This window comes from Roseateles sp. (assembly GCF_019237615.1).
Classification (GTDB): domain Bacteria; phylum Pseudomonadota; class Gammaproteobacteria; order Burkholderiales; family Burkholderiaceae_C; genus Pelomonas.
Genome location: NZ_JAFAGT010000060.1, coordinates 107,246 through 131,356, shown reverse-complemented (window position 1 = coordinate 131,356; position 24,111 = coordinate 107,246). Strand labels below are relative to the sequence as shown.

Below are 24,111 nucleotides of genomic sequence, written 5' to 3'. Positions count from 1 at the left end.
CGCCCCGAAGGCCCGCGGGGCGGCCCCTGTAGGCCCTGCGCCGACCCCGATCACCCGAATCCGCCAGCACATCGCGGGCAACTGCATCCCATGGCTCGCCGGCCACTCGGCTAACGGCAATCAAATGCTTCTCAGGCTCTGAGCCGGCTGCCCTGTGCCGTGCGCAGCGCAAAGTGCCCGAAAGGCCGCTCTTGCATGGGCGGCCGCTGCTTGCGCAGGCGCGGCTCACCCCTGAGACATGGCCAGAAACCGCTCCCTAAGCTCCTCCGACGCATCGCGCCGCCATGCGGCGAACACCGCCGATGCCTCGATCGTCTCCGCCAGCGGCCTGAACACCGCCCCCTGGATGCCCGCCTGCCGGAACGCCGCCGGCACGATGCTGACGCCCAGCCCCTGGGCCACCAGCGATACCACCGACAGCCAGTGCCGCCCTTCGTGCTGCAGCCGCGGGTAGAAGCCATGCCGGCGACAGATCTCGACGATGCGGGCGTGGTAGTCCGGCGAGCCCTTGCGGGAGAACAGGATGAAGGGCTGGTCGCTCAGGGCAGCCAGCGGAATCTGCTCCAGCGTCGCCAGCGTATGGCCCGCCGGCAGGCAGGCCAGGAAGGGTTCGCTGTAGAGCGGCTGCGAGGCCAGGGCCGGCGGCAGGCGGTCGGTGTGGACGAGGCCCAGGTCCAGTTCCTCGCCCAGCAGCGCGTCGATCTGGTCCTGCGAATTCAACTCGATGACGATGACCTCGACCTTGGGGTGGCTGGCTTGGAAGCGCTGCAGCCAGCCGGCCAGCCCGTTGAACAGCGTGGAGCCGACGAAGCCCAGCTTGAGCCGCCCTACCTCGCCGGCCTGCACCTCGCGGGCCAGCGCGCAGGCGTCCTCGGCCCGGTCCAGCAGGGCCTGAGCGCTGCCACGGAAGGCCTCGCCCGCGGGCGTCAGGCGCACGCCCTTGCTGTCGCGGTCGAACAGCCGCGCGCCGACGCTGGCTTCGAGTTGCTGTATGGCGACCGACAGCGGCGGCTGCGAGATGGCCAGGCGCTGGGCTGCGCGGCCGTAGTGCAGTTCCTCGGCCAGCGCGACGAAGTAGCGCAGATGGCGGAACTCCATCGAGCGGTTGGTGGTGCTTTCCATAGGAATTGCGAATCGTCGAAGTCGTTTCTCGAATTGGACACGAATCGAGCCTCGGCGCAATACTTCCCATCATCTGCGCCCGGCGCTTTTGCCGGGCGCCCTGCATTCAGGAGACGCCGACCATGGCCAGCAAGGCAAGCTTTCACTGGGACGACCCGCTGCTGCTGAACGAGCAGCTCAGCGAGGACGAGCGCATGGTGCGCGACGCCGCCGCGGCTTATTGCGCCGACCGCCTGCGCCCCCGCGTGCTGGAGGCCTTCCGCAAGGAGCAGACCGACGCAGGCATCTTCCGTGAGATGGGCGAGCTGGGCCTGCTGGGCCCGACCATCCCGACGGAGTACGGCGGCGCCGGCCTGAACTACGTCTGCTACGGCCTGATCGCCCGCGAGGTGGAGCGCGTGGACTCGGGCTACCGCTCGATGATGAGCGTGCAGTCCTCCCTCGTGATGGTGCCCATCAACGAGTTCGGCAACGAGGCCACCAGGCAGAAGTACCTGCCCAAGCTCGCCACCGGCGAGTGGATTGGCTGCTTCGGCCTCACCGAGCCCAACCACGGCTCCGACCCCGGCTCCATGATCACGCGCGCCCGCAAGGTGGGCGGTGGCTACGAGCTGACGGGCAGCAAGATGTGGATCACCAACAGCCCCATCGCCGACGTGTTCGTCGTCTGGGCCAAGGACGATGGCGGCCAGATCCGCGGCTTCGTGCTGGAGAAGGGCTGGAAGGGCCTGTCGGCGCCGGCCATCCACGGCAAGGTGGGCCTGCGTGCGTCCATCACGGGCGAGATCGTCATGGACAAGGTGTTCTGTCCCGAGGAGAACGCCTTCCCCGAAGTGCGCGGCCTCAAGGGCCCTTTCACGTGCCTGAACAGCGCCCGCTACGGCATCGCCTGGGGCGCCCTGGGCGCGGCCGAGGACTGCTGGCACACCGCGCGCCAGTACACGCTGGACCGCAAGCAGTTCGGCAAGCCGCTGGCCGCCAACCAGTTGATCCAGAAGAAGCTGGCCGACATGCAGACCGAGATCACGCTGGGCCTGCAGGGCTGCCTGCGCCTGGGCCGCATGAAGGACGAGGGGACGGCGGCCGTGGAGATCACGTCCATCATGAAACGCAACAGCTGCGGCAAGAGTCTGGAGATCGCCCGCATGGCGCGCGACATGCTGGGTGGCAACGGCATCTCCGACGAATTCGGCATCGCCCGCCACCTGGTCAACCTCGAAGTGGTGAACACCTACGAAGGTACGCACGACATCCATGCGCTGATCCTGGGCCGGGCGCAGACGGGTATCGCCGCCTTCTGACCGGGACGGGGCCGTTCGCGCGGCGCTCCGTTCCCGGTTGATTCGGCGGGTGACTTGAGACAGGCGCGGCGGCGCGGGGCATGCTCGCGCTCTTCCCGGACCGGAGCGCGCCAATGACATCCCGCCGCCATGCCCTGCTTGCCGCCGCCGTGCTTCCCGCCGTCAGCGAGCCTGCTGCCGCCGCGCCCGTCTGGCCGGATGCCGACGAGATCGCCAGGCGCGTGGCCGAGGTGTCGGCCACCGAGACGTCGTTCGCCGCAGCATTCGCGGCCCGCGACCTGGCGCGCTTTCGCAGCTTTCTGGCGGCGGACACGATCTGGATGGGCAAGGAGGCCTTGCACGGGCCGGAAGCCGTCATGCTGGCCTGGAACAGCTATCTGACGTCGCCCCAGCCGCCCTTCAGCTGGGGGCCCGACCTGGCCTTGGTGCTTCCCAGCGGCGACCTGGCGCGCACCAGCGGGCCCGTGCGCGACCCTGACGGCAGGCAGGTCGGCCGCTTCCAGTCGACGTGGCGGCGCAAGCCCGCCGGGGGCTGGGAGATCGTGTTCGATTTCGGGACTTGATCCGAAACTCAGCGTGGCTTGGTCAGCTGGATTTCGAACAGCCTGGGCCACAGCTTGCCGGTGACGAACAGGCGCTTGGCCTTGGCGTCGTAGGCGATGCCGTTGAGCACGTCGTCGGCACCGCTGCGCTGGGGCATCAGGCCAGCCAAGTCTATCCAGCCCGTCACCTGACCGGTCTTGGGGTTGATGCGGGCGATGCGGTCGCTCTGCCAGACGTTGGCATAGACCTCGCCCTCCACCCACTCCAGCTCGTTGAGCTGGTCGACGGGACGGCCATTGGCCGTCACGCGCACGCGGCGCAGTTCCTTGAAGCTGAGTGGGTCCAGGAAGCGTAGCTCGGCCGTACCGTCGCTCATGATGAGCTCGCGACCGTCGTGGGTGATGCCCCAGCCCTCGCCGGCATAGTTGAACTTGCGCCAGAGCTTGAAGGTCTTCAGGTCCAGCACGAAGGCGGTCTGCTCCTGCCAGGTGATGCTGATGAGGCGGTCGCCCCACATCGTGATTCCCTCGCCGAAGAACTCGGCCGGCAACTCCACGGCCTGCACGACGCGGCCGGTCGTGATCTCCACCTTGCGGATGCTGGAGCGGCCGCGCAGGCCCGTGCTCTCGTACAGGAAGCCGTCGTGGAAGAACAGGCCCTGGGTGAAGGCGTCGGGGTCGTGCGGGTAGCTGTTGACGACCTTGTAGCCCTGTACGGGCGGGGCGGCCGAGGCCCAGGGCGTGGCTATCGCGCTGGCCAGCGCCGCCAGCAGGGCGCGCCGACGGGAATCGAAAGTCGGGTTCATGCCGTCAGCGTAAATCAAGCAGCGCAGGCGCAGCTGTCTTGGCAATGTCAGCCAGCGCGACGACGCTGCCGAGGCGGGTAGGCGGAGGGGCGGCCTGCGAGTGAATCACCAAGCCGCGTCCGCGCCAGCGCTTCGGAAGCGGCGCCCTCCTGTCCATCCAGGAATTTCAGGGTCTGCGCCCTATGCCCTGGCGTTCCAGTCGAGCGGCGGCGCGCATCGTCTTGAGCCAAGCCGGGCCCGGCGAAAGTCATGTGCCTGCCGGGGGGGGCTTGAGCCCTGCCGCTCAGCGGCTGTGGGACGTGAGGCGGGCCAACGGCGAGGCCCAGCTGATGCCGGGTGCCGGCTTGGCGTGATCGTCCTCGGCGCCGCCGGTCAGCGCGGCGATGCTGTCGGGGTTGCGGCGCATCGCCACGCCCACGGCCAGGATGTCGATGACCAGCAGGTGCAGGATGCGGCTGACCATGGGCAGGTGGGTCGCGATGTCCTCGACATGGTCGACGATCAGCGTCAGGTCGGCCTTCTTGGCCAGCGGGCTCTGGCTGGCGGTGATGGCCACGACCTTGGCGCCGCGCTCCTGCGCCTTCTCGACGACGGACAACAGTTCCGGGAGCCGGCCGCCGCTGCTGATGACGACGGCCACGTCGCCCTCGCGCAGCACGTCGGCGGCGAGCAGCTGCAGGCGTGGGTCGGTGTAGGCCCCGCAGGGCATGCCGAAGCGCAGGAACTTGAACTGCGCATCCTGGGCGACGACGCCGTAATGGCCCACCGCGAAGAACTCGATGCGACTGGCCGCCAGCAGCATGTCGATGGCGCGGTCGATGGCGTCGCGGTTCAGGTGGCTGCGCACCTGCAGGATGGCGCTGGCTGTGTTGCCCAGCACCTTGGCGCCCAGCTCCAGCATGGAGTCGTTGGTGTTGACCTGCGTGTGGGTGACGGGCACCGTGCCCGTCAGCCCCGAGGCCAGTCGCAGCTTGAAGTCCGACAGGCCTTCGCAGCCCAGCGAGCGGCAGAAGCGGATCACGGTGGGCTGGCTGACGCCGGCGGCGCGGGCGATCTCGGCGATAGGGTCGCCCAGCACCGAGCGCGGCTGGGCCAGCACCAGGTCGGCGACGCGCAACTCTGCCGGCGACAGCTCGCTGCGCGCGCGGCGGATCTGGCCCAGGATGGCCGAGCCCGGCGAGGCCTGCAGGTTGCGCAGCTGGTTTTCCAGGATGGCCGATGCGCCCTTGAACGTCGCGTTCTCCGCCGTGATGACGAAGGTCGGGATGGCCGCAACGTAGTCGTGGAAGCGCCCTTTGTCCTCGAAGCGCTTGCGAAACGGACTGCGGTCGAAGAACTCGCCCAGGCGCGGCACGATGCCTCCACCGATGTAGATGCCACCCAGGGAGCCCAGCGTCACGGCCAGGTTGGCGGCCGCCGTGCCCAGCAGGCCGCAGAAGACCTCCAGCGTCTCCAGGCACAGCGCGTCGCCGTCATCCAGTGCGCGCTGCGTGATCGCGGGGGCCAGCAGCGCCTCGGCGGCCACGCCGTTGCGGTGGGCCAGCGCGCGGTGGATGAGCTCAAGGCCGGGGCCGGAGATCAAGCGTTCGTAGGAGACGTGGTCCAGCGTCTGCCAGGCAAAGCGCAGGATGTCCATCTCGCGCTCGTCGCGCGGGCCGAAGTTGACATGGCCGCCCTCGGTGCCCAGTGCGATCCAGCCTTCGCCAGCCGGGATCAGGCCAGACACGCCCAGGCCCGTCCCGGCGCCCAGCAGGCCGATGACGCTGGGTCGGCGCGCCTGGCCACCGCCGACCTGGCGCACGTCCACGTCGGCCAGCCGCGGCAGGGCCATGGCCAGCGCCGTGAAGTCGTTGACGACGACCAGCGTGTCCAGTCCCAGGCGCTGGCGCATCTCGTCGATGGAGAACTGCCAGTGGTAGTTGGTCATGCGCACCTGGTCGCCCTCGACCGGGTTTGCGATCGCGATGGCCGCATGAGCGATCTGAGGTGCACCGCCGTCGCGCCGGCTCAGGCCCGCCAGGTAGGCGCGCACGGCGGCGTGAAAATCGGTGTGCTCGGCACAGCGCAGCGAGGCCATCTGCGTGAACTCGCCGGGCCCGACCTCCAGTGCGAAGCGGGCATAGGTGCCGCCGATGTCGGCAAGCAGGCGGGGGCTGTCGAAACGGGGCATGGAAGCGGCCAGGGAGACTGGAGAAGTCGAGCGGCGGATTATTCAGCAGGCGGGCAGTACCGGCGGCGGCCTGGATTGCGGTCGCCGCTGTAGCTCCACTACAGCTTGCGAAGGGGCGATTTTCCCCGTGGCGCGAGCCTCGGTCGAGTCGCAGAAGCGATTTGCAGTTGATTGGCGCCCGCTCAGGGCGGCTCTGTATTGTCGAAGGTGTGTAGTTTTGCTACCGTCCGGCGAGCCCGAAACCACGCCTTCTCGATCCGTGCCCGTCCAAGCCCGAACCCTGCAATTCCACCCCATCGCCGTAGTATCGGGAGCTTGGGCATGAGCGCCGCCTTTCCCTGGCTAGTGGCCGATGTCGGCGGCACCAATGCTCGCTTCGGGACCGTGGCCGGCCCTGGTGCCCCGGTGGAGGATGTGCGCGTGCTGCCCGTGGCCGGGCATGCCGGCCCCGCCGCCGCTGCGCGGGCCTATCTGGACGGCCAGGCGCCGGGCAGCCCCAGGCCGCGCAGCGCGGCCTTTGCGCTCGCGACTGCGCTGGACGGCGACCGCATCGACCTGACCAATGGTGCGTGGAGCTTCTCGCGTGCCGGCACGCAGGAGGAGTTGGGGCTGCAGACGCTGCTCTGCCTGAACGACTTTGAGGCCCAGGCGTTGTCTCTGCCGCGGCTGCGCCCGGACCAACTGCGCGCCTGGGGCGCTCCGCCGCCGGCTGCCGGCGAGGTGGCGGTGGGCACCGTCTTGGCTGTCATCGGCCCGGGCACCGGCTTGGGCGTGGGTGGCGTTGTTCGGGCGCCCGGCTGCTGGCTGGCGCTGCCGGGGGAGGGTGGGCATGCGACGCTGGCGCCGGCCGATGACTTCGAGGCTGCCGTGCTGAACCAGGCGCGCCGCGATTTCGTGCATGTGTCGGCCGAGCGCTTCCTGTCCGGCATAGGTCTGCCGGTGTTGTGCCGCGCCGTGGCCACGGTGTTGGGCGAGGGTGAGGATGTCGGCGTCCTGTCTACCGAGCAGATCGTGGCCCTGGGCCTGGCAGGCGAGTCGCCGACCTGTGCTCGTGCGCTGGATACCTTCTGCGCCATGCTGGGTGGCTTTGCCGGCAACGTCGCGTTGACGCTGGGTTCGCGTGGCGGCGTCTTCATCGGCGGCGGCATCGTGCCGCGCCTTGGCGAGCGCTTCTTCCGGTCGGAGTTCCGCCATCGCTTCGAAGCCAAGGGGCGCTTCCAGTCCTTCCTGGCGGGCATCCCCACGGTCCTCATCACGGACACGCTGGCCGCACTGTCTGGCGCCGCGCTAGCGCTGGAACAAGCCGAGGCCTGATGCCCGGGCCGCGCCGCGCGGCCTTGCCCGCCCCCCGGCGCCCGTCCTGACTTCTTCACCAGAACGGCGGCACCGTCGCGCCGCATGGTCGGCGCCGCCTTGCCGCGCCTGTCGCGGCGTTGATTCGCACGCTTCTCATGGGCGTACTCAACTCAATCCGACGACATGTAGTTGAGCTACAGATTTGCCATTTCCTTGCGACCATGGATCAAGTGGGCAGGGACTTGTGTCGCATTTGTGTGCTGGTTTTCCCTTGGTATTGCGAGGAAATCAGGTCGCTTTCGTGCAACTTCTAGGGTTTACGTAGGTGCGGACAAAAATCTAGTTTTGATACAAACATGCTCGAGACGTTGGGTTCTCGCCCGGGGGATGCGTGCCGCAGCCAGCGCCGCGACAAGGGCTACGTCGCTTTCCACGAAACAGAGGAGACATTCATGACCAAGAGCAACGACGGGCGCAGCATGCCGGCTGCCATGTCCTTCCGCATCAGCCCGGTGGCCATAGGCTGCACGCTGTTGATCGCCGCCGCGGGCGCGTCCGCACAGGCCCAGCAGCCCAAGCAACTCGAGACGGTGACCGTCACCGGCATCCGCAAGGGCATCGAGGACGCGATCTCGGTGAAGAAGAACAGCGACTCCATCGTCGAGGCCATCTCGGCCGAGGACATCGGCAAGCTGCCCGACGCGAGCGTCGCCGAATCGGTCTCGCGCCTGCCCGGCGTTGCGATCCAGCTCAGCCCTGTCACCGGTCGCGCGCAGCAGGTCAGCGTGCGCGGCATGTCGCCGGACTTCAATGGCGGCCTGCTCAACGGCCGCGAACAGGCGTCTACAGGCACGGGCCGCGGCGTCGAGTTCGACCAGTACCCGGCCGAACTGCTGGGCGGCATCGTCATCTACAAGACGCCCGACGCGTCGCTGGTCGGCCAGGGACTGTCATCGACGATAGATCTGCAGATGGTGCGGCCGCTGAACTTCGCCAAGCGCGGCGCGGCCGTCACCTACCGCAAGGAGCACAACACCAAGGCCGAGAACCAGCCTGGCTTCACCACCGGCAGCGGTGATCGCGCCTCGGTGTCCTACATCGACCAGTTCGCAGACCGCACGTTCGGTGTGGCGCTGGGCCTGACCAAGCACAAGTCCAACGGCGGCGGGCGCCCGAACTTCAACACCTGGGGTGGCTGGGTTGCGGACGTGCCCTACAACGGCGGCACCGTGAAGACGCCCGGCGGCTTCACCACCGACATCGAGAGCACCGACTTCGACCGCACCGGCGCGATGGCCGTGCTGCAGTTCCGCCCGAACGCGGAGTTCGAGTCGACGGCCGACATCTTCTATTCCAAGGGCAACTTCTCGGTCAAGAAGCGCGGCCTGGAAGGCCCCATCGGCGGCCTGTCCGCGGGGGCGAACGACGTCGGCGGCGCGCTGATCAACGCGACGGTCTCCAACGGCATCGCCACCTCCGGCACCTTCACGAACTGGAAGGGAGTGATCCGCAACCACAACGAGGACTACACGGACACGCTGAAGTCCATCGGCTGGGCCAACAAGCTGAAGACGGGTGGCTGGACGCTGAAGGGTGACTTGTCCTACTCCGCGGTCGACAAGCACTCGGTGCGCTACGAGACCACGGCGGGTCTGCCGGGCAACACGCTGAACAACGCCGACACCATCAGCTTCTCCGGCTTCGACGGCAGCAACCTGGCCGACGTGAAGTACACCAGCGGCCTGAACTACGCCGATCCCAAGCTGATCAAGCTGACCGACGTGCAGGGCTGGGCCGGCGCCAACGGCGTGCAGGACGGCTACTACGCCAATCCGACCACCAAGGACAAGATCAAGGCGCTGCGCCTGTCGGGCAAGACCGAGGTTTCCTGGGGGCCGGTTGCGGCGGTGGAGTTCGGTGGCAACTTCACCAACCGCACCAAGGACCGTGTCGCCGTCGAAGGCGCGCTGGCCGTGAAGGGGGCCCTCAACGCCAACGGGACGATCAAGGACCGCCTCGCGTACGCCGAGATCCCGAACGCCTCGGTGGGTGTGGGCGGCCTCACCGGCATCCCGACGCTGAACTGGAACCCGGCCGGGTCGCTGGGTACCGTCTACGACCTGATTCCCTGGACCGTGCTGGACATCGCCAGCAAGAGCTGGGGCGTGAGGGAGAAGGTCACGACCGCCTACGTCAAGGGCGACATCGAAGCCCAGATTGGCGGAATGGACGTGCGCGGCAACATCGGCCTGCAGATGCAGCATACGCAGCAGCACAGCTCCGGCTTCCGCGTCGACAACGCCACCTGCAATGACGCGACCAAGAGCTGCACCTACATCCCGATGGGTGACAGCCACAGCTTCAACGACTTCCTCCCCAACCTGAACCTGCTGACCCAGCTGACCGGCGACAGCGTGTTGCGCCTGGGCCTGGGCCGTGTGATGGCCCGGCCCAACATGGAGGACATGAAGACCTCCGTGGAGATGTCGCTGAAGACCGACATCAGCCCGCAACGCCTGAACGGCACCGGCGGCAACCCGAGGCTGGAGCCGTTCCGCGCGAACGCCTTCGACCTGTCGTACGAGAAGTACTTCGGCAACAAGGGCTACGTCAGCGTCGCGGGCTTCTACAAGCAGCTGAGCACCTACATCCTGAACGTCGGGCAACCGTTCGATTTCAAGGCCTATGTGACGCCGAGCACGTCGCTGCCGCCGAGCGGCAGCACGGTGGGCGTGTTCACGCAGCCGGTCAACGGCTCGGGTGGCTCGATCCGTGGCATGGAGCTGGCGCTGAACGTGCCGCTGTCGCTGGCCGCGAACTGGCTGAACGGCTTCGGCGTCATGGTCAACTACTCCAACACCTCCAGCTCCGTCGCGCTGCCGGCCTCGGGTTTCTCGACGCAGAACGTCAAGACCGCCACGATCCCGCTGCCGGGCCTGTCCAAGCAGGTCACCAACCTGCGCGCCTACTATGAAATGAACGGCTTCCAGATTGCCGTCGCCGCGCGCAAGCGCTCGGACTTCCTGGGTTCCATCAACGATTACCAGGACCGCAACCAGCTGGTCTACATCAAGGGCTCGACCGGCGTCGACTTCCAGACCTCCTATGAGTTCGGCAGCGGCATGTTCAAGGGCCTGTCCATCCTGGCCCAGGGCAGCAACCTGACCAACCCGTGGTTCTCGTACTACGACGCTGTCAACGGACAGACCACCGACCGCAAGAAGTTCGGCAAGTCCTACTTGCTGGGCCTGAGCTACAAGCTCTGACCTCCCATGCGTCCGGCCGCCGTGATGGCGGCCGGACGCTCTCCCACTGCTTTCTCGACCGCTGCGCGGGTGGGGCCGCGCAGCCTTCCCCTCGTCAATCGAACGGATAGGAGTTGGCCATGGATATGAGAGTCAAGTCGTCCCTGGGCCGCAGGCTGGCACTGGGCGCCTGCATCGCCTTCGCGCTGGCCGGGCCGGCCGGCGCGGTCACCGCCAGCGGCGCACTAGGGCCCGTGACGCCCAAGGACGTGGTCTACCAGATCATCACGGACCGCTTCTCCGATGGCGACACGTCCAACAACGTGCCCAGCGGCTTCGACCCGACGCTGTACGACGGCACCGGCACCGATCTGAAGCTCTACCAGGGCGGCGACTGGCAGGGCATCATCAACAAGATCCCCTATCTGAAGAACATGGGCGTCACGGCGGTCTGGATCTCCGCACCCTATGCCAATCGCGACACCGCCATCCTCGACTACCAGGCCGGCGGCAGCATCGATCGCTGGACCAGCTTCCACGGCTACCACGTTCGCAACTACTTCGCGACCAACAAGCACTTTGGCGGCCTGGCCAAGTTCAAGGCGCTGCGCGACGCGCTGCACGCCCAGGACATGAAGCTGGTGATCGACTTCGTCACCAACCACACCAGCCGATGGAAGAACCCGACCAACGGCTTCGTCGCCGAGGACGGCAAGCTCTACGAGCCGGACAAGGACGCCGGCGGCAACTACTGCTTCGACGCCGCCGGCGAGCCCACCAACTGCCCCGGTTCTCTGGTGTCCGAGCGGCTGCTGGCCGACCCGAACAACGACGTCAACGGCTGGTTCCACGGGCTGGGCGACCGCGGCAGCGACAGCAGCCGCTTCGGCTTCCGCCACAAGGAGCTTGGCTCGCTGGCCGATTTCTCGCAGGAGAACGCCAACGTCGTCGCCCACCTGGAGAAGGCCGCGGCCTTCTGGAAGGCGCTGGGCGTGGACGGCTTCCGCCACGACGCGACGCTGCACATGAACCCGGCGTTCGTGAAGGGCCTGAAGGACGCCATCGACTCGGCCGCCGGCGGGCCGGTCGCGCATTTCGGCGAATTCTTCATCGGTCGGCCCGATCCGAAGTACGACGAGTACCGCACCTTCCCGGACCGCACAGGCGTGAACAACCTCGACTTCGAGTACTACCGCGCCAGCACCAACGCCTTCGGCAACTTCAGCGAGACCATGACCCAGTTCGGGAACATGCTGCTGCAGACGGCGAACGACTACATCTACAAGAACCAGGCCGTTACCTTCCTGGACAACCACGACGTCACGCGCTTTCGCTACATCCAGCCCAACGACAAGCCCTTCCACGCCGCCATCGCGACGCTGATGACGGCGCGCGGCACGCCCAACATCTACTACGGCACCGAGCAGTACATGTCTTCGGCCAACGCCAGCGACATCGCGGGCCGCGGCTTCATGCAGGTGGCGGCACCGGCCTTCAGCCAGACGACGACGGCCTACGTGACGATCAAGAAGCTGGCCGCGCTGCGCGCCGCCAACGACGCGCTGGCCTATGGCGAGACCACCATCCTGTACTCGAACAACGACGTGCTGGTCTTCTCGCGCAAGTTCTACGACAAGGAGGTCGTCGTCGCGGTCAACCGCCACCCCAGTACCAGCTACACGGTGCCGGTGTTGTCCACCACGCTGCCGGGCGGCAGCTACACGGACGCGCTGACCGGCACGCTGTCGGGCTTCACGGCCACGGTCAGCGGCGGCCAGATCGCCAGCTTCGTCCTCTCTGGCGGCGCGGTCAGCGTCTGGTCCAGCAACCCCTCGCTGGGTACCACCATCCCGCGCATCGGCAACACCGTCTCGACCTCCGGTCGCGCCGGGAACACCGTCTACATCTACGGCACCGGCCTGGGCGGCACGCCCACGGTCAAGTTCGGCACCGCAACGGCCACCGTCGTATCGGCCAGCGACACCCTGATCGAGACCATCGTGCCGGTCGCCGCCGTGCCCGGCGTGCTGGACATCACCGTGCAGAAGGGCGCATCCACGAGCAACACCTTCCGCTACGAGGTGTTGTCTGGCGACCAGGTCCAGGTCATCTTCAAGGTCAACGCGGCGACCACCGTGGGCCAGAACGTCTACGTCGTCGGCAGCCTGCCGGAGCTGGGCGCCTGGGATCCCGCCAAGGCGTCCGAGGTGATGATGAACCCGAACTACCCGCAGTGGTTCCTGCCGGTCAGTGTGCCCAAGGGCACCCAGTTCGAATTCAAGTTCATCAAGAAGGACGGCAGCGGCAACGTGGTCTGGGAGGGCGGCAGCAACCGGGTGTTCACGTCGCCGTCGAGCTCCACCGGCACGGCCGACACGCCCGTCTACAACTGGCAATAATCGCCCGCCAGAACGGCGGGAGCGTCCCGGGCGCTGCCGCCGTTCGCATGTTCCTCAACCCGCCGACCGTCCGGACGCGCCTGTGCAAGCCTCTCCTCTCCAGAACATCGTCATCGTCGGTGGCGGCACCGCCGGCTGGATGACCGCCGTGGCGCTCGCCACGGTGCTCAAGGGCCGCTACGGCATCCGTGTCGTCGAGTCCGACGAGATCGGCATCGTCGGCGTCGGCGAGGCCACGATCCCGATGATCCAGCGCTTCAACCGGCTCATCGAACTGGACGAGAACGAGTTCCTGAGCGCGACCTGCGGCACCTTCAAGCTCGGCATCGAGTTCGTCAACTGGGGCCGCATGGGCGACCGCTACATGCATGGTTTCGGCCGCCTGGGGCGCGACCTCTGGCCCGTCGGCTTCGACCAGTACTGGCATCGTCTGCAGGCGACGGGGCAGGGCCATCCGCTGGAGCAGTACTCGATCACGCGCATGGCCAGCCGGGCCAACAAGTTCATGCCGGCGCGCACGGACATCGAGAACTCGCCGCTGCAGGATATCGCCCATGCCTATCACTTCGATGCCAGCCTGTACGCGAAATACCTGCGCCGCCTCGGCGAGGCGCGCGGCGTGCGCCGCACCGAGGGCAAGATCACGCATGCCACGCAGCGCGCCGAGGGGCGGCATGCGGGGCATGTCGATGCCGTCGTGCTGGAAAGCGGCGAACGCGTCGAGGGCGACCTCTTCATCGACTGCTCGGGCTTTCGCGGGCTGCTGATCGAGCAGACGCTGCAAACCGGCTTCGAGGACTGGAGCCAGTGGCTGCCCTGCGACCGCGCGCTGGCCGTGCCCTGCGAATCAGCTCCCGTGCTGACGCCCTACACGCGCGCCACCGCGCACCGTGCCGGCTGGCAATGGCGCATCCCGCTGCAGCACCGCATCGGCAACGGCCATGTCTACTGCAGCCGCCACATCAGCGACGACGAGGCAGCGGCCACGTTGCTGTCCCACCTGGACGGCAAGCCGCTGGCCGACCCGCGCCCGATCCGCTTCAGGACGGGCATGCGCCGCCTGGCCTGGAACCGCAACGTCATCGCGATCGGTCTGGCGAGCGGCTTCCTGGAGCCGCTGGAGTCCACCTCCATCCACCTGATCCAGTCGGCCATCCAGCAACTGATCGATTTCTTCCCGGACCGCGGCTTCAACGAGGCGGACATCGCGCAGTTCAACCGCGACAGCCGCTTCCACTACGAACGCATCCGCGACTTCGTCATCCTGCACTACCACTTGAACCAGCGCGACGACTCCGAGTTCTGGCGCGACTGCGCGCACATGGGCATTCCGCAAACGCTGCAGGACAAGATGGACCTCTTCCGCAGCCATGGCCGCATCGTGCGCGTGGACAACGAGTTGTTCTCGGAGGTGGGATGGCTGCAGGTCATGGAGGGGCAGAACCTGCGACCGCAGCGCCACCATCCGCTGGCCGAGCTGCAAAGCGAGCAGGCCACCTTCGATTACCTGGAGAGCATCCGCACGGTGATCGCCAAGTGCGTGGACGTGATGCCCGACCATGCCCAGTACATCGCCCAGCACTGTGCCGCCCGGCCCATGTGAGCCCGCCATGAACCTGCCGACCGGCCCTGCGCTGCCGCGCCGCACCTTGCTGGGCGCTGCCGGCCTGCTTGCACTGCCCGCCATGAGCGTCCCCGCCGACATGCACCACCCGCCCTGGTCCCGCCAGGCCGTCATCTACCAGGTCAACGTGCGCCAGTTCTCTGCCGAGGGCACGCTGCGCGCCGTGCAGGCGCAGCTGCCGCGACTGAAGGCGCTGGGCGTGGACATCCTGTGGTTGATGCCCATACAGCCCATAGGCCGGCTCAACCGCAAGGGCGGGCTTGGCAGCTACTACTCGATCCGCGACTACACGGCCGTCAATCCCGAGTTCGGCACGCTGGCCGATGCCAAGGCATTCGTCGCCGCGGCGCACGGGCAGGGCTTCAAGGTCATCCTCGACTGGGTGGCCAACCATACCGCCTGGGACCATCCCTGGGCCACGACCCACAAGGATCGGTACAAGCTCAATGCCAGGGGCGAGGTCTACGCCGTCACCTTCAACGAAGGCCAGCCTGGCGAGGAGCATTGGGAAGACGTCGTCGCCCTGGACTACCGCAGCGAGGGCCTGCGTGCAGCGATGATCGATGCGATGGCCTTCTGGGTGCGCGAGGCGGGCTTCGACGGCTTCCGCTGCGACGTGGCCAGCATGGTGCCGACCGATTTCTGGGTGCGCGCCCGCCGCGCGCTGGAGGCCGTCAAGCCCCTGTTCATGCTCGCCGAGTCCGATGCCGTCGACCTGCACACCAGCGGCGCCTTCGACATGACCTACGGCTGGGACCTGGCTGACCAGGTGTTCAAGAAGGTCGGCAGGGGCGAGGCCGGCGCGCCTCTGCTGAAGGCCTGGCTGGCGGGGCAGTCGGCGGGCTACCCCGCGCATGCCTACCGCATGCGCTTCACGAGCAACCACGACTTCAACTCCTGGCATGGCAGCGATGCGGAGCTGTACGGTGACGCCCACCAGGCTCTCGCGGTGCTCGCGTTCACGCTGCCCGGCATGCCGCTGATCTACAACGGCCAGGAATCGCGGCTGGCGAAGCGGCTGGCCTTCTTCGAGAAGGACGCCATCGACTGGCAGGGTTACGAGCTGAGCGACTTCTACGCCGGTCTGGCCGCGCTCAAGCATGGGCACCCGGCGCTAGCGGCGGGCCAGTACGGCGCGCCGGTCAGGCTGCTGGACGCCCCGGCCGATGTCGTCGCCTTCGAGCGCCGCCAGGGCTCGGACGTCGTGCGCGTCGCCGTGAACCTCTCGGCGGCCAAGCAGACCTGGCAGGGGCGCAGGCTCGGGCCCTGGGGCTGGTGGCTGGCGTGAACAGGCCCTAAGCGGCTTCGCCGGGCTGCAGCCACAGCTCACGGCGGTGCAGCGGCGTCTGCGGCGGCAGCAGCGGGTTGCTCAGGTGCAGCACGCGCGCGGGCGAGACCGGGTGCGCCCTGACGAGCGCACCATAGAACTCGCGATGCAGGCGCTGGAAGCTGCCGTCCGCGACGGCGGCCTCCAGCCCGGTCTTCAGCAGCGCCGCCAGTTCGGGCCGGCCGGGGGTGACAAAGAGATAGGCCGCAGCCGGGTAATGCAGCATCAGCCCGGGCGCGATGGCCAACTCGGGGTGACGGCCGTCGGCCAGCTCGGCGTCGATCTCCAGGATGGAGCGTGGGAAGTAGTCGATGCGTCCGGCCGCCAGCATGCGGAACAACGCCTCGTAGACGCTGTTGGTGCCCACCTGCAGGCCGTTGGCGCGCAGGATGGTGGTGTCGGGCCAGTCGTGGCCCTGGCCGGCCAGGCGCTGACGCAGCTCGCCCAGGCTGCCCACGCGCTCCCACCTGGCCAGTTCGCTACGACGCACCAGCAGCAGCCGCCAGCCCAGCAGCCCGCGGTCGATGGGGATGCGCACCGGCAGCAGGCCGCTGTTCTCGCGCTGGCTGTCGGTCATGGTCCACATCAGGTCGATGGGGCTGCGGCTCGTGGCCAGCTCCGTCAAGGTGCGGCTCTGCGTCATGTCGAGCTCGACGTGGCGTATGCCCAACCGGCGGCCGGCATGGCCCAGCGCCAGCTCGACGATGCGACGCACATAGTTCAGCTGCGGGTCGGACAGGCCGATGTGGCGCGGCAGGCGCACGGACTCGCCGGCCTGGGCGTGCAGGGCGCGGCCGGCGAGCAGCAGCGGCAGGCCCAGCAAGGAGCGGCGCCCCGGGTTCGATGGCGGCAGCGATGGCATGACCCCGCATCATGCGCCAGCGCATGGAAAACGGGGTGATGGCTGTCGTCAATCCGCAGCGGGCGCGGCCGGCCCGCAACGATTCAATGCGGCAGCAGTACCCGGCCGAACAGGGGCGGCACCGTGAGTTCTATCCCGCCGTTTCTCACGGCCACGAGGTCGCCGCCCAGGGCGTCGCGGAGCCGGTCGGCCGGGAAGGGCAGCTTCAGCCTGACCGTCCTGGCCTCGGTGCTGTTGTTGGTGGCCGTGATGGCCCAGCTGCCGCCGTCCCGGCGTGCAAGTACCACGACGTGGTCGTCGATGTGCAGCGGCGCGCCCAGACGACCGTGGCGCAGCACGGGCAGTTCGTGGCGCAGCCGCGTCAGGCGCTTGAAGTCGGCCAGCAGCGCCTCGTCAGGCTGGCCGTCCTCGTCGGCCCAAGGGTAGGGCGCACGGTTGTACGGGTCGTCGCCGCCGCCCAGGCCCACCTCGTCGCCGTAGTAGATGGTGGGTGAGCCGGGGTAGGTCATCTGGAAGAAGACGGCCAGGCGCAGGCGCTGCTTGGCAAGGTTCAGGGCTTGTTCATCGCCGTCGTCGCGGTAACCGAAATGGTGCAGCGCGCGGGCCTGGTCATGGGTGGACAGCAGGTTCATCAGGGCAAAGAGGGCCTGGGGAGGATAGGCCTCGCGGACCAGTTCGAGGTTGGCGTAGGTCTGCGTGGCGGGCTTGCCGGCGGCGTAGTCAAGCACCGCGTTGCGGAAGATGTAGTTCATCGTCGAGTCGAACATATCGCCGAGCAGGAACTTGCTCGCATCGAACCATGTCTCGGCCACTGTCAGCGCGTCGGGCTTGCTGGCCTTCACCGCCTGGCGCCATTCGCGCCAGAAGTCGTCGGGCACCCAGGGCGCCACGTCCATGCGCCAGCCGGCCGCGCCGCGACCCAGCCAGAGCTGGGTCACGGAATCCTTGTCGCGGTACGCGTAGGCGCGGAAGGAGGGGCTGCTCTTGTCGATTTCCGGCAGGTCGACCACGCCCACCCAGCCCTGGTACTGCTTGTCGGGATTGGCTTCCTCGGGCTTGAACTTGAACCAGCCCGCGTACGGTGACGCCGGGTTGATCTTGCCGTTGTCGAAAGCACCGCCCTTGGGAAAGTTGCCGTAGCGGTTGAAGTACGGCGAGTCCGCGCCGACATGGTTCAGCGATGTGTCCGGGATGACGCGGATGCCGCGCCTGGCCGCCTCGGCACACAGGCGCACGAAGTCGTCGTTGCTGCCGAAGGCGGGGTCGATGTTCTTGTAGTCGGCCGCGTCGTACTTGTGGTTGCTGGGCGCGCGGAACACCGGCGTCAGGTAGATGGCGTTGGCGCCCAGCGCCTTGATGTAGTCCAGCTTCTCGATGATGCCGGCGAGGTCCCCGCCGAAGAAGTCGTTGTTGTGGAGCGTGTCCGACCCGTCGCCGCTGCCGGGCTTGAAGGGCCTCTCGTTCCAGGTCGCATGGCGCTCCACGTCGCGGTCCTGGTAGCGGTCCTGCGGCCGACCACCGCCCGGGCGCGGGTCGTTGCTCTTGTCGCCGTTGCGGAAGCGCTCGGGGAAGATGTAGTAGTAGACGATGTCCCTGGCCCAGGACGGCACCTGGAAATCGGGCGCGTAGACTGTCTGCCGGTAGCGGCGCACGCGGCTCGGGTTGGCGGGCAGGCGCTCGATGCTGGACGCGCCCATCGAACCCTTCTCGCGGGTCCAGTAGACCGTGTCCTGGTTGTTCTGCAGCGCGTAGCGGCCCTCGGCCGTCTCGATCTCGAACCAGTAGCCGAAGACGCCGATCTCGTCGAAGCGGTAGCGGGCCGAGAATGTCGTGCCTCGGCCGCGCGGGGCGGGTTTCATCGCGACGCGGGCGATGGGCTCATAGGCCAGTTGTTCCTGGTTGCCCGTCATGCGGCGCCGCTCGATGACGAGCGTGGCACGCTTGAGGCCGGGCACGTCGCTGCCGAGGCTGAACCGGATCTCGCCGCCCTTGGGCTGTGCGCCGAAGGGCGTCTTGAAGGCCGTGCTGCGCGAGTCGAAGCGCGTCGCCAACGCGGCGCGGTCGGTGATGGGATCGGGCAGGGTGGGCTTGAAGGTCTTGGGGCCGACGTCCAGCCGCGGCGCGCCGGCGGCGTCGAAGCTCAGCCGCAGCGTGTGTTCGCCGGCGAAGCTGCGGCTGATGTTGCCCGCCACCCCGGAGCCGCGTGCGAGCCGGCCCTGGGCGTCCAGGCCGACGGTGAGCTCTGCGGTCCAGGCCTCGTCGGACAGCTTGAACTCCTGCGGCCCCTGGGCGTTGACGTTCAGGTAGTAGGCGTCGCAACGGTACTCGAAGGCCTGCTCGTCCTGGGCGACCCAGCCGTTCAGGCCGCCACGTAGGTAGAGCGTGGTGTCGCCCAGCGCGGGCCGGCTGCAGTCGGCGGCCCGGCTCATGGTGGCGAAGGACAGCAGCGCTGCGCACAGCGCAAGGGAACGGAGCATGGGGACCTCAAGCTTTGACGCCGCCCGCCGTCAGGCCGGAGACGATCCAGCGCTGGGCAAGCAGGAAGACCGCCGTGATGGGCAGGCCGGACAGCACGGCCGCGGCGGCGAAGTCGCCCCACAGGAAACGCTGGTCGTGCAGAAAATACTTGGAGCCCACGGCCAGCGTCAGGTGGGCTTCCTCGCGCAGCAGGATGCTGGCTACCGGGTACTCGATGATGGTGCCGATGAAGGCCAGGACAAAGACCACCATCAGGATGGGCAGGGCCATGGGAAGCAGCACGCGCGAGAAGGCCTGCCAATGTGTTGCGCCGTCGACCTTGGCGTTCTCCTCGATCTCCACCGGGATCGTCTCGAAATAGCCCTTGATGGTCCAAACATGGGTGGCGATGCCACCGAGGTACGCCAGCACCAGGCCCGCGTGCGTCTCTATGCCCAGCGCCGGCACATAGCTGCCTATGGTCTCGAAGATGGCGTAGATGGCCACCAGCGCCAGCACCGGCGGGAACATCTGCAGCAGCAGCATGCCGTTCAGCACGGGCTTGCTGAAGCGGAACTTGAGGCGTGCGAACGCGTAGGCCGCCGTCGTCGAGATGGCGACGATGAGGAGGGCCGAGGTGGTGGCGATCTTGACGGAGTTCCACAGCCAGCTCAGCACCGGGAAGGGCGGCTGCACCAGGCTGCCGTCGGCGGCCTGGTACGGGATGCCCAGGGCCAGCTTCCAATGCTCCAGGCTGATCTCGGCCGGGATCAGGCTGCCGGTGGCGAAGTTGCCGGGGCGCAGCGAGATGGACACGACGGCCAGCAGCGGGAACAGCGTGATGGCGATGAAGACCCACATCACCGCATGTGCGGCGAGCGTGCGCCAGCGGGCCTGTTTGCCGAGGACGATTGCCATTATTTTTGAGCCCTTGCAGACAGCCGCAGGTTGACCAGCGACAGCGCCGCGACGAGGAAGAAGATCAGCGTCGAGATCGCCGCGGCCAGGCCGAAGTCCGATCCCGAGTCGCGGAACGCGATACGGTAGGTGTAGCTGACGAGGATGTCGGTCTGGCCTGCGGGCAGCTTGGTGGACAGGAAGTCCGGCCGACCGTCGGTCAGCAGCGCGATCAGCACGAAGTTGTTGAAGTTGAACGCGAACGCGCTCACCAACAGCGGCGCCAGCGGCTTGATGATGAGCGGCGCCGTGATCTTGAAGAAGTTGGTCGCGGGGCCGGCGCCGGCCAGCGCCGAGGCCTCGTACAAGTCCTGGGGGATGGCTTTCAGCAGTCCCGAGCACAGAATCATGATGTAGGGGTAGCCCAGCCAGACGTTGACGATGACCAGCATGGTCTTGGCCAGCAGCGGGTCGGCGAACCAGGCGGGCTTGACGCCGATGAGCGCGTCCAGGATGGCGTTGATCTCGCCGAAGTTCTGGTTGAACAGGCCTTTGAAGACCAGGATGGAGATGAAGCCCGGCACTGCATAGGGCAGGAACAGCAGCGTGCGGTAGGTGGTGCGAAAGCGCATGCCCTCCCAGTTCAGCATCACCGCGAACAGCATGCCGATGGCGGTGGCGAACAGCACCGTCAGGGCCGAGAACAGCACCGTCCACGCGAAGATGGACAGGAAGGGGCCGCGGAACTCGGCATCGAAAAGCATGCGGGCGTAGTTGGCCGTACCGATGAAGGCCTTGAAGCCGGGCTGCAGCGTCTCGCCGCCGCCCGTCTCGACGCGAGACGGGCCGCTTCCGAGCGCCTTGCCCCCCTCGGGGGCATTGGGGGTGCGTTCGAAGAATCCGGTGTCGCGGTTGGGCTTGAACACGGCGCCATCGGCCGTGCGCGTCAGGCTGTTGTCCGCATTCGCCGTCCACTGCGGCCTGACGGGGCCGAACTCGCGCAGGCCCAGGTAGTGCAGCTCGGTCTTGTCGGGCAGCACGAGGACCAGCCGTGCCAGCGCTTCGCGGTGCTTCACCAGCTCGACCAGGGGCAGGGAAGCATCGGCGGGCGAGTTGCCGGCGTTCGCGGCAGCGAGGTCCACGCGCAGCTCCCGGCCGGCGCGCAGCGCCAGCGGCGGCGACACCCAGCGCGGCGCGGCCTCGCCTTCGGCATGCAGCGCAAGGCGGTATCCGGCACCGCTGGCATGCAAGCCGTAGCCCAGCACCTGCGCCTCCACGGCGTCGTGCTGCTCCAGCAGGTAGTCGCGCACGCGGCTCTCGCTGAGCAGATGGGCGCTGGAGTAGTTGGTGAAGCCGATCTGCGCCGTGTAGGCCAGCGGGAAGGCGATAAACACCAGCATGCCGGCCACGCCGGGGAAGAGGTAGCGCCAGGCCATGCCAGCGCGACTGAGGTAGACGTAGAAGCCGGCCGTGAACAGCACCAGCACGCCCGCGGCCCAGGCGGCCTGGCCGGTGGTGTAGATGGCGAAGACGAGGTAGAGCGTCGCCAGGATCGCGGCGGCGGTGGCGGGCCAGCGCAGCCAGGTCGCCAGCTTCTCGGTCAGCGAGGGCGGCAGCGTCGTGTAGCTGCCCCGGCCCAGGGCGGAGGACAGGGCGTTCATTTGTTCAGCAGCATCCGTGCGGCGGCGCCATCCAGCGCGTCCTTGGGGGATTGCAGCCCGTTGGTGATGGCCTCCAGCGCCGCGTCCATCGCGGTCCAGAAGCGGCCCACCTCGGGGATGTTGGGGATGGGGGCGCCGTTGCGGGCGTTGGTCATGCTCGCCTCGATCAGCGGGTTGACCGACAGCTCGGCGTAGAAGGCCTTGTTGGCCGGCACGCCCAGCGAGACATCGGCGTCCAGCACCTTCAGTGCCTCGGGCCGCATCAGGTGGTTCTCAATGAACTCCTTGGCGAGGTCCTTGTTCTTCGATGGCGCCGCGATCATGCAGCCCAGCACGCCGACGAAGCTCTTGCTTGGCTGGCCGGGGATGACGGCGGGAATGGGGGCGACGCCGAAGTCAACCTTGGCCTTGCGCGCGTTGTCCCAGGCCCAGGGGCCGGAGATCATCATGGCCACCTCGCCTCGGGCGAAGGCGGACTCCATCTCGGCGTAGTTGGCGCCCTTGGGCATCTGGCCGTTGCGGATCAGGCCCTCCAGCACCTGCGCGGCGCGCAGCGCCCCAGGCGCGTTGACGTGCACCTGGCGTGCGTCGAAGTCGCCCTGCGCGTCGCGGCCGAAGATGGTGCCGCCAGCGCCGGCCAGCAGCGGCCAGGTGAAGAAGCTCTTGTTGTAATGCCAGAGGATGGCACGCTTGCCCTGCGCCTGCAGCTGCTTGTCCAGCGCCACGACCTCGTCCCAGTTCTCGGGCGGCCGCCTCACCAGCGCCTTGTTGTAGATGAGGCCGGTCGTCTCGATGGCCAGTGGATAGCCCCAGATGCGCCCGCGATAGCTCATCGCGGCCCAGGCCTGATCCTCGACCTCAGCCTTCAGCCGGGCCGACGGGCGCAGCGGCGTCAGCAGACCGGCCTTGGCCCATTCGCCGACGCGGTCATGCGGCCAGCAGAAGATGTCGGGCCCCTTGCCGGCGCCGGCCGCCTGCTGGAACTTGTCCGTCGGGTCCACCGGATGCTCGACGACGACCTTGACGCCCGAGACCTTCTCGAACGCATTGCCGACCTGCTGCAGGCCGTTGTAGGCCTTGTCGCCATTGATCCAGACCAGCAAGCGCGGCGTTTCGGCGAGCGCCGGCGCCGCGGCCAGCATGGCTGCGGCCCACAGTGCGCCCAACTTCATGCCGACAGCTCCGGCGCGGCCAGGCGGCGCATGGCGCGGCCGTCGGCGTCGAACAGATAGAGCGCCTCGGCCGGCAGGTGCAGGTCCAGCGCCTGGCCGCTGCGCAGGCGGTCAACGCCATTGCGGCCTTCGAACTGGCAGGTCAGCGGTTCCTCGAGACCGGGGTAGGGGCAGTAGGCGAAGGTGACGCCGCCCAGCGATTCCACGAAGGCCACCACGCTCTGGAGCCGGTTGCCCTGACCCTCGGTGCGGATGTGCTCGGGGCGCACGCCCACGGTCACCGGGGCGCCGAGCTGCGCGGCGCCAGCGTCCACGAAGGCGCGCAGCACGACGTTGCCGCCCTTGAGCTTCACGTCGACATGGCCCGCGCCGATGGCGACCAGCTCGCCCTGGAGAAAGTTCATCTTGGGGCTGCCGATGAACCCGGCCACGAACAGGTTGCAGGGATGCTCGTACAGCTCCAGCGGCGAGCCGACCTGCTCCACCTTGCCGGCCGACAGCACGACGATGCGGTCGGCCAGCGACATGGCCTCCACCTGGTCGTGTGTCACGTAGATCATCGTGGTCTTCAGGTCCTCGTGCAGCTTGGCGAACTCGTAGCGCATGCGCACGCGCAGCGCCGCGTCGAGGTTGGACAGCGGCTCGTCGAACAAGAAGACCTCGGGCTTGCGTACGATGGCGCGGCCGATGGCGACGCGCTGGCGCTGGCCACCGGACAGGTCCTTGGGCTTGCGGTCCAGCAGGTGCTCGATGTGCAGGATGCGTGCCGCGTTGCGCACGGCAGTCTCGATCTCGGCCTTGGACACCTTGGCCAGCTTGAGCCCGAACGCCATGTTGTCGTACAGGTTCATGTGGGGATAGAGCGCGTAGGACTGGAACACCATCGCGATGCCGCGCTCGGCGGGCGGCACGTCGTTGACGACTCGCCCGCCTATGGTCAGCTCGCCGCCGGTGATCTCCTCCAGGCCGGCGATAGAGCGCAGCAGCGTGGACTTGCCGCAGCCGGACGGGCCGACGAAGACCATGAACTCGCCGTCGCGGACCTCCAGGTCGATGCCATGCAGGATGCGGGTGTTGCCATAGGCCTTCTCCACGCCGGTCAGTCGAACGTCTGCCACTTCCTAACCTTTCTGTCGCCGGTCGTTGTGCGGCCGGCCTGTCTCTTCGAGCGGTCCGAACTTTCTTCTATCCGCCCATGTTTGTAGACAATATACATTTCATCTCGACCTA

The 24,111-nt window shown here is 67.7% G+C and carries 16 protein-coding genes; 7 read left to right on the top strand and 9 right to left on the bottom strand.

Translation table 11 applies throughout. The features are described from left to right. Positions 1 to 225 precede the first annotated feature (225 nt). A complete protein-coding gene (locus JOY88_RS12150; RefSeq protein WP_293502727.1) occupies positions 226 to 1,098 on the bottom strand; it encodes a LysR family transcriptional regulator in 873 nt (290 codons plus the stop codon). A 146-nt stretch (positions 1,099 to 1,244) separates the two neighbouring features. Between JOY88_RS12150 and JOY88_RS12145 the strand changes: the two genes are divergently transcribed. Both JOY88_RS12145 and JOY88_RS12140 read left to right on the top strand, forming a co-directional pair. Beyond that, on the top strand, positions 1,245 to 2,423 hold the full coding sequence (locus JOY88_RS12145) for an acyl-CoA dehydrogenase (RefSeq protein ID WP_293502721.1): 1,179 nt from the start codon (positions 1,245 to 1,247) through the stop codon (positions 2,421 to 2,423). A 113-nt stretch (positions 2,424 to 2,536) separates the two neighbouring features. Beyond that, entirely contained in the window at positions 2,537 to 2,986 is a 450-nt protein-coding gene (locus tag JOY88_RS12140; protein WP_293502720.1) for a DUF4440 domain-containing protein, read from the top strand. 8 nt (positions 2,987 to 2,994) lie between these two features. Here the strand turns inward: JOY88_RS12140 and JOY88_RS12135 are convergent, their stop codons facing one another. After that, positions 2,995 to 3,771, bottom strand: a complete 777-nt coding sequence (locus JOY88_RS12135) for a glutaminyl-peptide cyclotransferase (RefSeq protein ID WP_293502719.1) — start codon at positions 3,769 to 3,771, stop codon at positions 2,995 to 2,997. A gap of 283 nt (positions 3,772 to 4,054) precedes the next feature. Beyond that, the gene (locus tag JOY88_RS12130; protein WP_293502718.1) at positions 4,055 to 5,941 is read right to left on the bottom strand and encodes a glucokinase; all 1,887 of its coding nucleotides are present in this window, start codon (positions 5,939 to 5,941) and stop codon (positions 4,055 to 4,057) included. 321 nt (positions 5,942 to 6,262) lie between these two features. Between JOY88_RS12130 and glk the strand changes: the two genes are divergently transcribed. The 5 genes from glk (at position 6,263) to JOY88_RS12105 (ending at position 15,793) form a co-directional block, all read left to right on the top strand. Further along, a complete protein-coding gene (glk, locus tag JOY88_RS12125; protein ID WP_293502717.1) occupies positions 6,263 to 7,255 on the top strand; it encodes a glucokinase in 993 nt (330 codons plus the stop codon). Between the two features lie 434 nt (positions 7,256 to 7,689). Next, complete coding sequence (locus tag JOY88_RS12120) at positions 7,690 to 10,503, top strand: TonB-dependent receptor (protein WP_293502716.1); 2,814 nt, start codon at positions 7,690 to 7,692, stop codon at positions 10,501 to 10,503. A 119-nt stretch (positions 10,504 to 10,622) separates the two neighbouring features. Then, on the top strand, positions 10,623 to 12,881 hold the full coding sequence (locus tag JOY88_RS12115) for an alpha-amylase family glycosyl hydrolase (RefSeq protein ID WP_293502714.1): 2,259 nt from the start codon (positions 10,623 to 10,625) through the stop codon (positions 12,879 to 12,881). An 82-nt stretch (positions 12,882 to 12,963) separates the two neighbouring features. Beyond that, a complete protein-coding gene (locus JOY88_RS12110; protein WP_293502712.1) occupies positions 12,964 to 14,484 on the top strand; it encodes a tryptophan halogenase family protein in 1,521 nt (506 codons plus the stop codon). A gap of 7 nt (positions 14,485 to 14,491) precedes the next feature. Beyond that, positions 14,492 to 15,793 carry an alpha-amylase family glycosyl hydrolase gene (locus JOY88_RS12105; protein WP_293502710.1) on the top strand — a complete coding sequence of 434 codons (1,302 nt, stop codon included), beginning with the start codon at positions 14,492 to 14,494 and terminating at the stop codon, positions 15,791 to 15,793. A gap of 7 nt (positions 15,794 to 15,800) precedes the next feature. Here JOY88_RS12105 and JOY88_RS12100 read toward each other — a convergent pair whose 3' ends face one another. From JOY88_RS12100 to JOY88_RS12075, 6 genes are all read right to left on the bottom strand, one after another. Continuing rightward, positions 15,801 to 16,694 (bottom strand): transporter substrate-binding domain-containing protein, encoded by an 894-nt coding sequence (locus JOY88_RS12100; protein WP_293502708.1) that lies wholly within the window; start codon positions 16,692 to 16,694, stop codon positions 15,801 to 15,803. Between the two features lie 83 nt (positions 16,695 to 16,777). Beyond that, on the bottom strand, positions 16,778 to 19,171 hold the full coding sequence (locus tag JOY88_RS12095; RefSeq protein ID WP_293502706.1) for an alpha-amylase family glycosyl hydrolase: 2,394 nt from the start codon (positions 19,169 to 19,171) through the stop codon (positions 16,778 to 16,780). A 7-nt stretch (positions 19,172 to 19,178) separates the two neighbouring features. Continuing rightward, positions 19,179 to 20,069 (bottom strand): maltose ABC transporter permease MalG, encoded by an 891-nt coding sequence (gene malG, locus JOY88_RS12090; protein WP_293502704.1) that lies wholly within the window; start codon positions 20,067 to 20,069, stop codon positions 19,179 to 19,181. Beyond that, positions 20,069 to 21,709 carry a maltose ABC transporter permease MalF gene (gene malF, locus JOY88_RS12085; RefSeq protein WP_293502702.1) on the bottom strand — a complete coding sequence of 547 codons (1,641 nt, stop codon included), beginning with the start codon at positions 21,707 to 21,709 and terminating at the stop codon, positions 20,069 to 20,071. Before malF ends, malG begins: the two co-directional genes overlap by 1 nt. Then, positions 21,706 to 22,881, bottom strand: coding sequence for a maltose/maltodextrin ABC transporter substrate-binding protein MalE (gene malE / locus JOY88_RS12080; RefSeq protein WP_293502700.1), 1,176 nt, complete (start codon positions 22,879 to 22,881; stop codon positions 21,706 to 21,708). Before malE ends, malF begins: the two co-directional genes overlap by 4 nt. Beyond that, positions 22,878 to 23,999: an ABC transporter ATP-binding protein gene (locus JOY88_RS12075; protein ID WP_293502699.1), complete on the bottom strand. Its 1,122-nt coding sequence runs from the start codon at positions 23,997 to 23,999 to the stop codon at positions 22,878 to 22,880. The genes malE and JOY88_RS12075 overlap by 4 nt, the downstream gene beginning before the upstream one ends. Between the last annotated feature and the right edge of the window lie 112 nt (positions 24,000 to 24,111).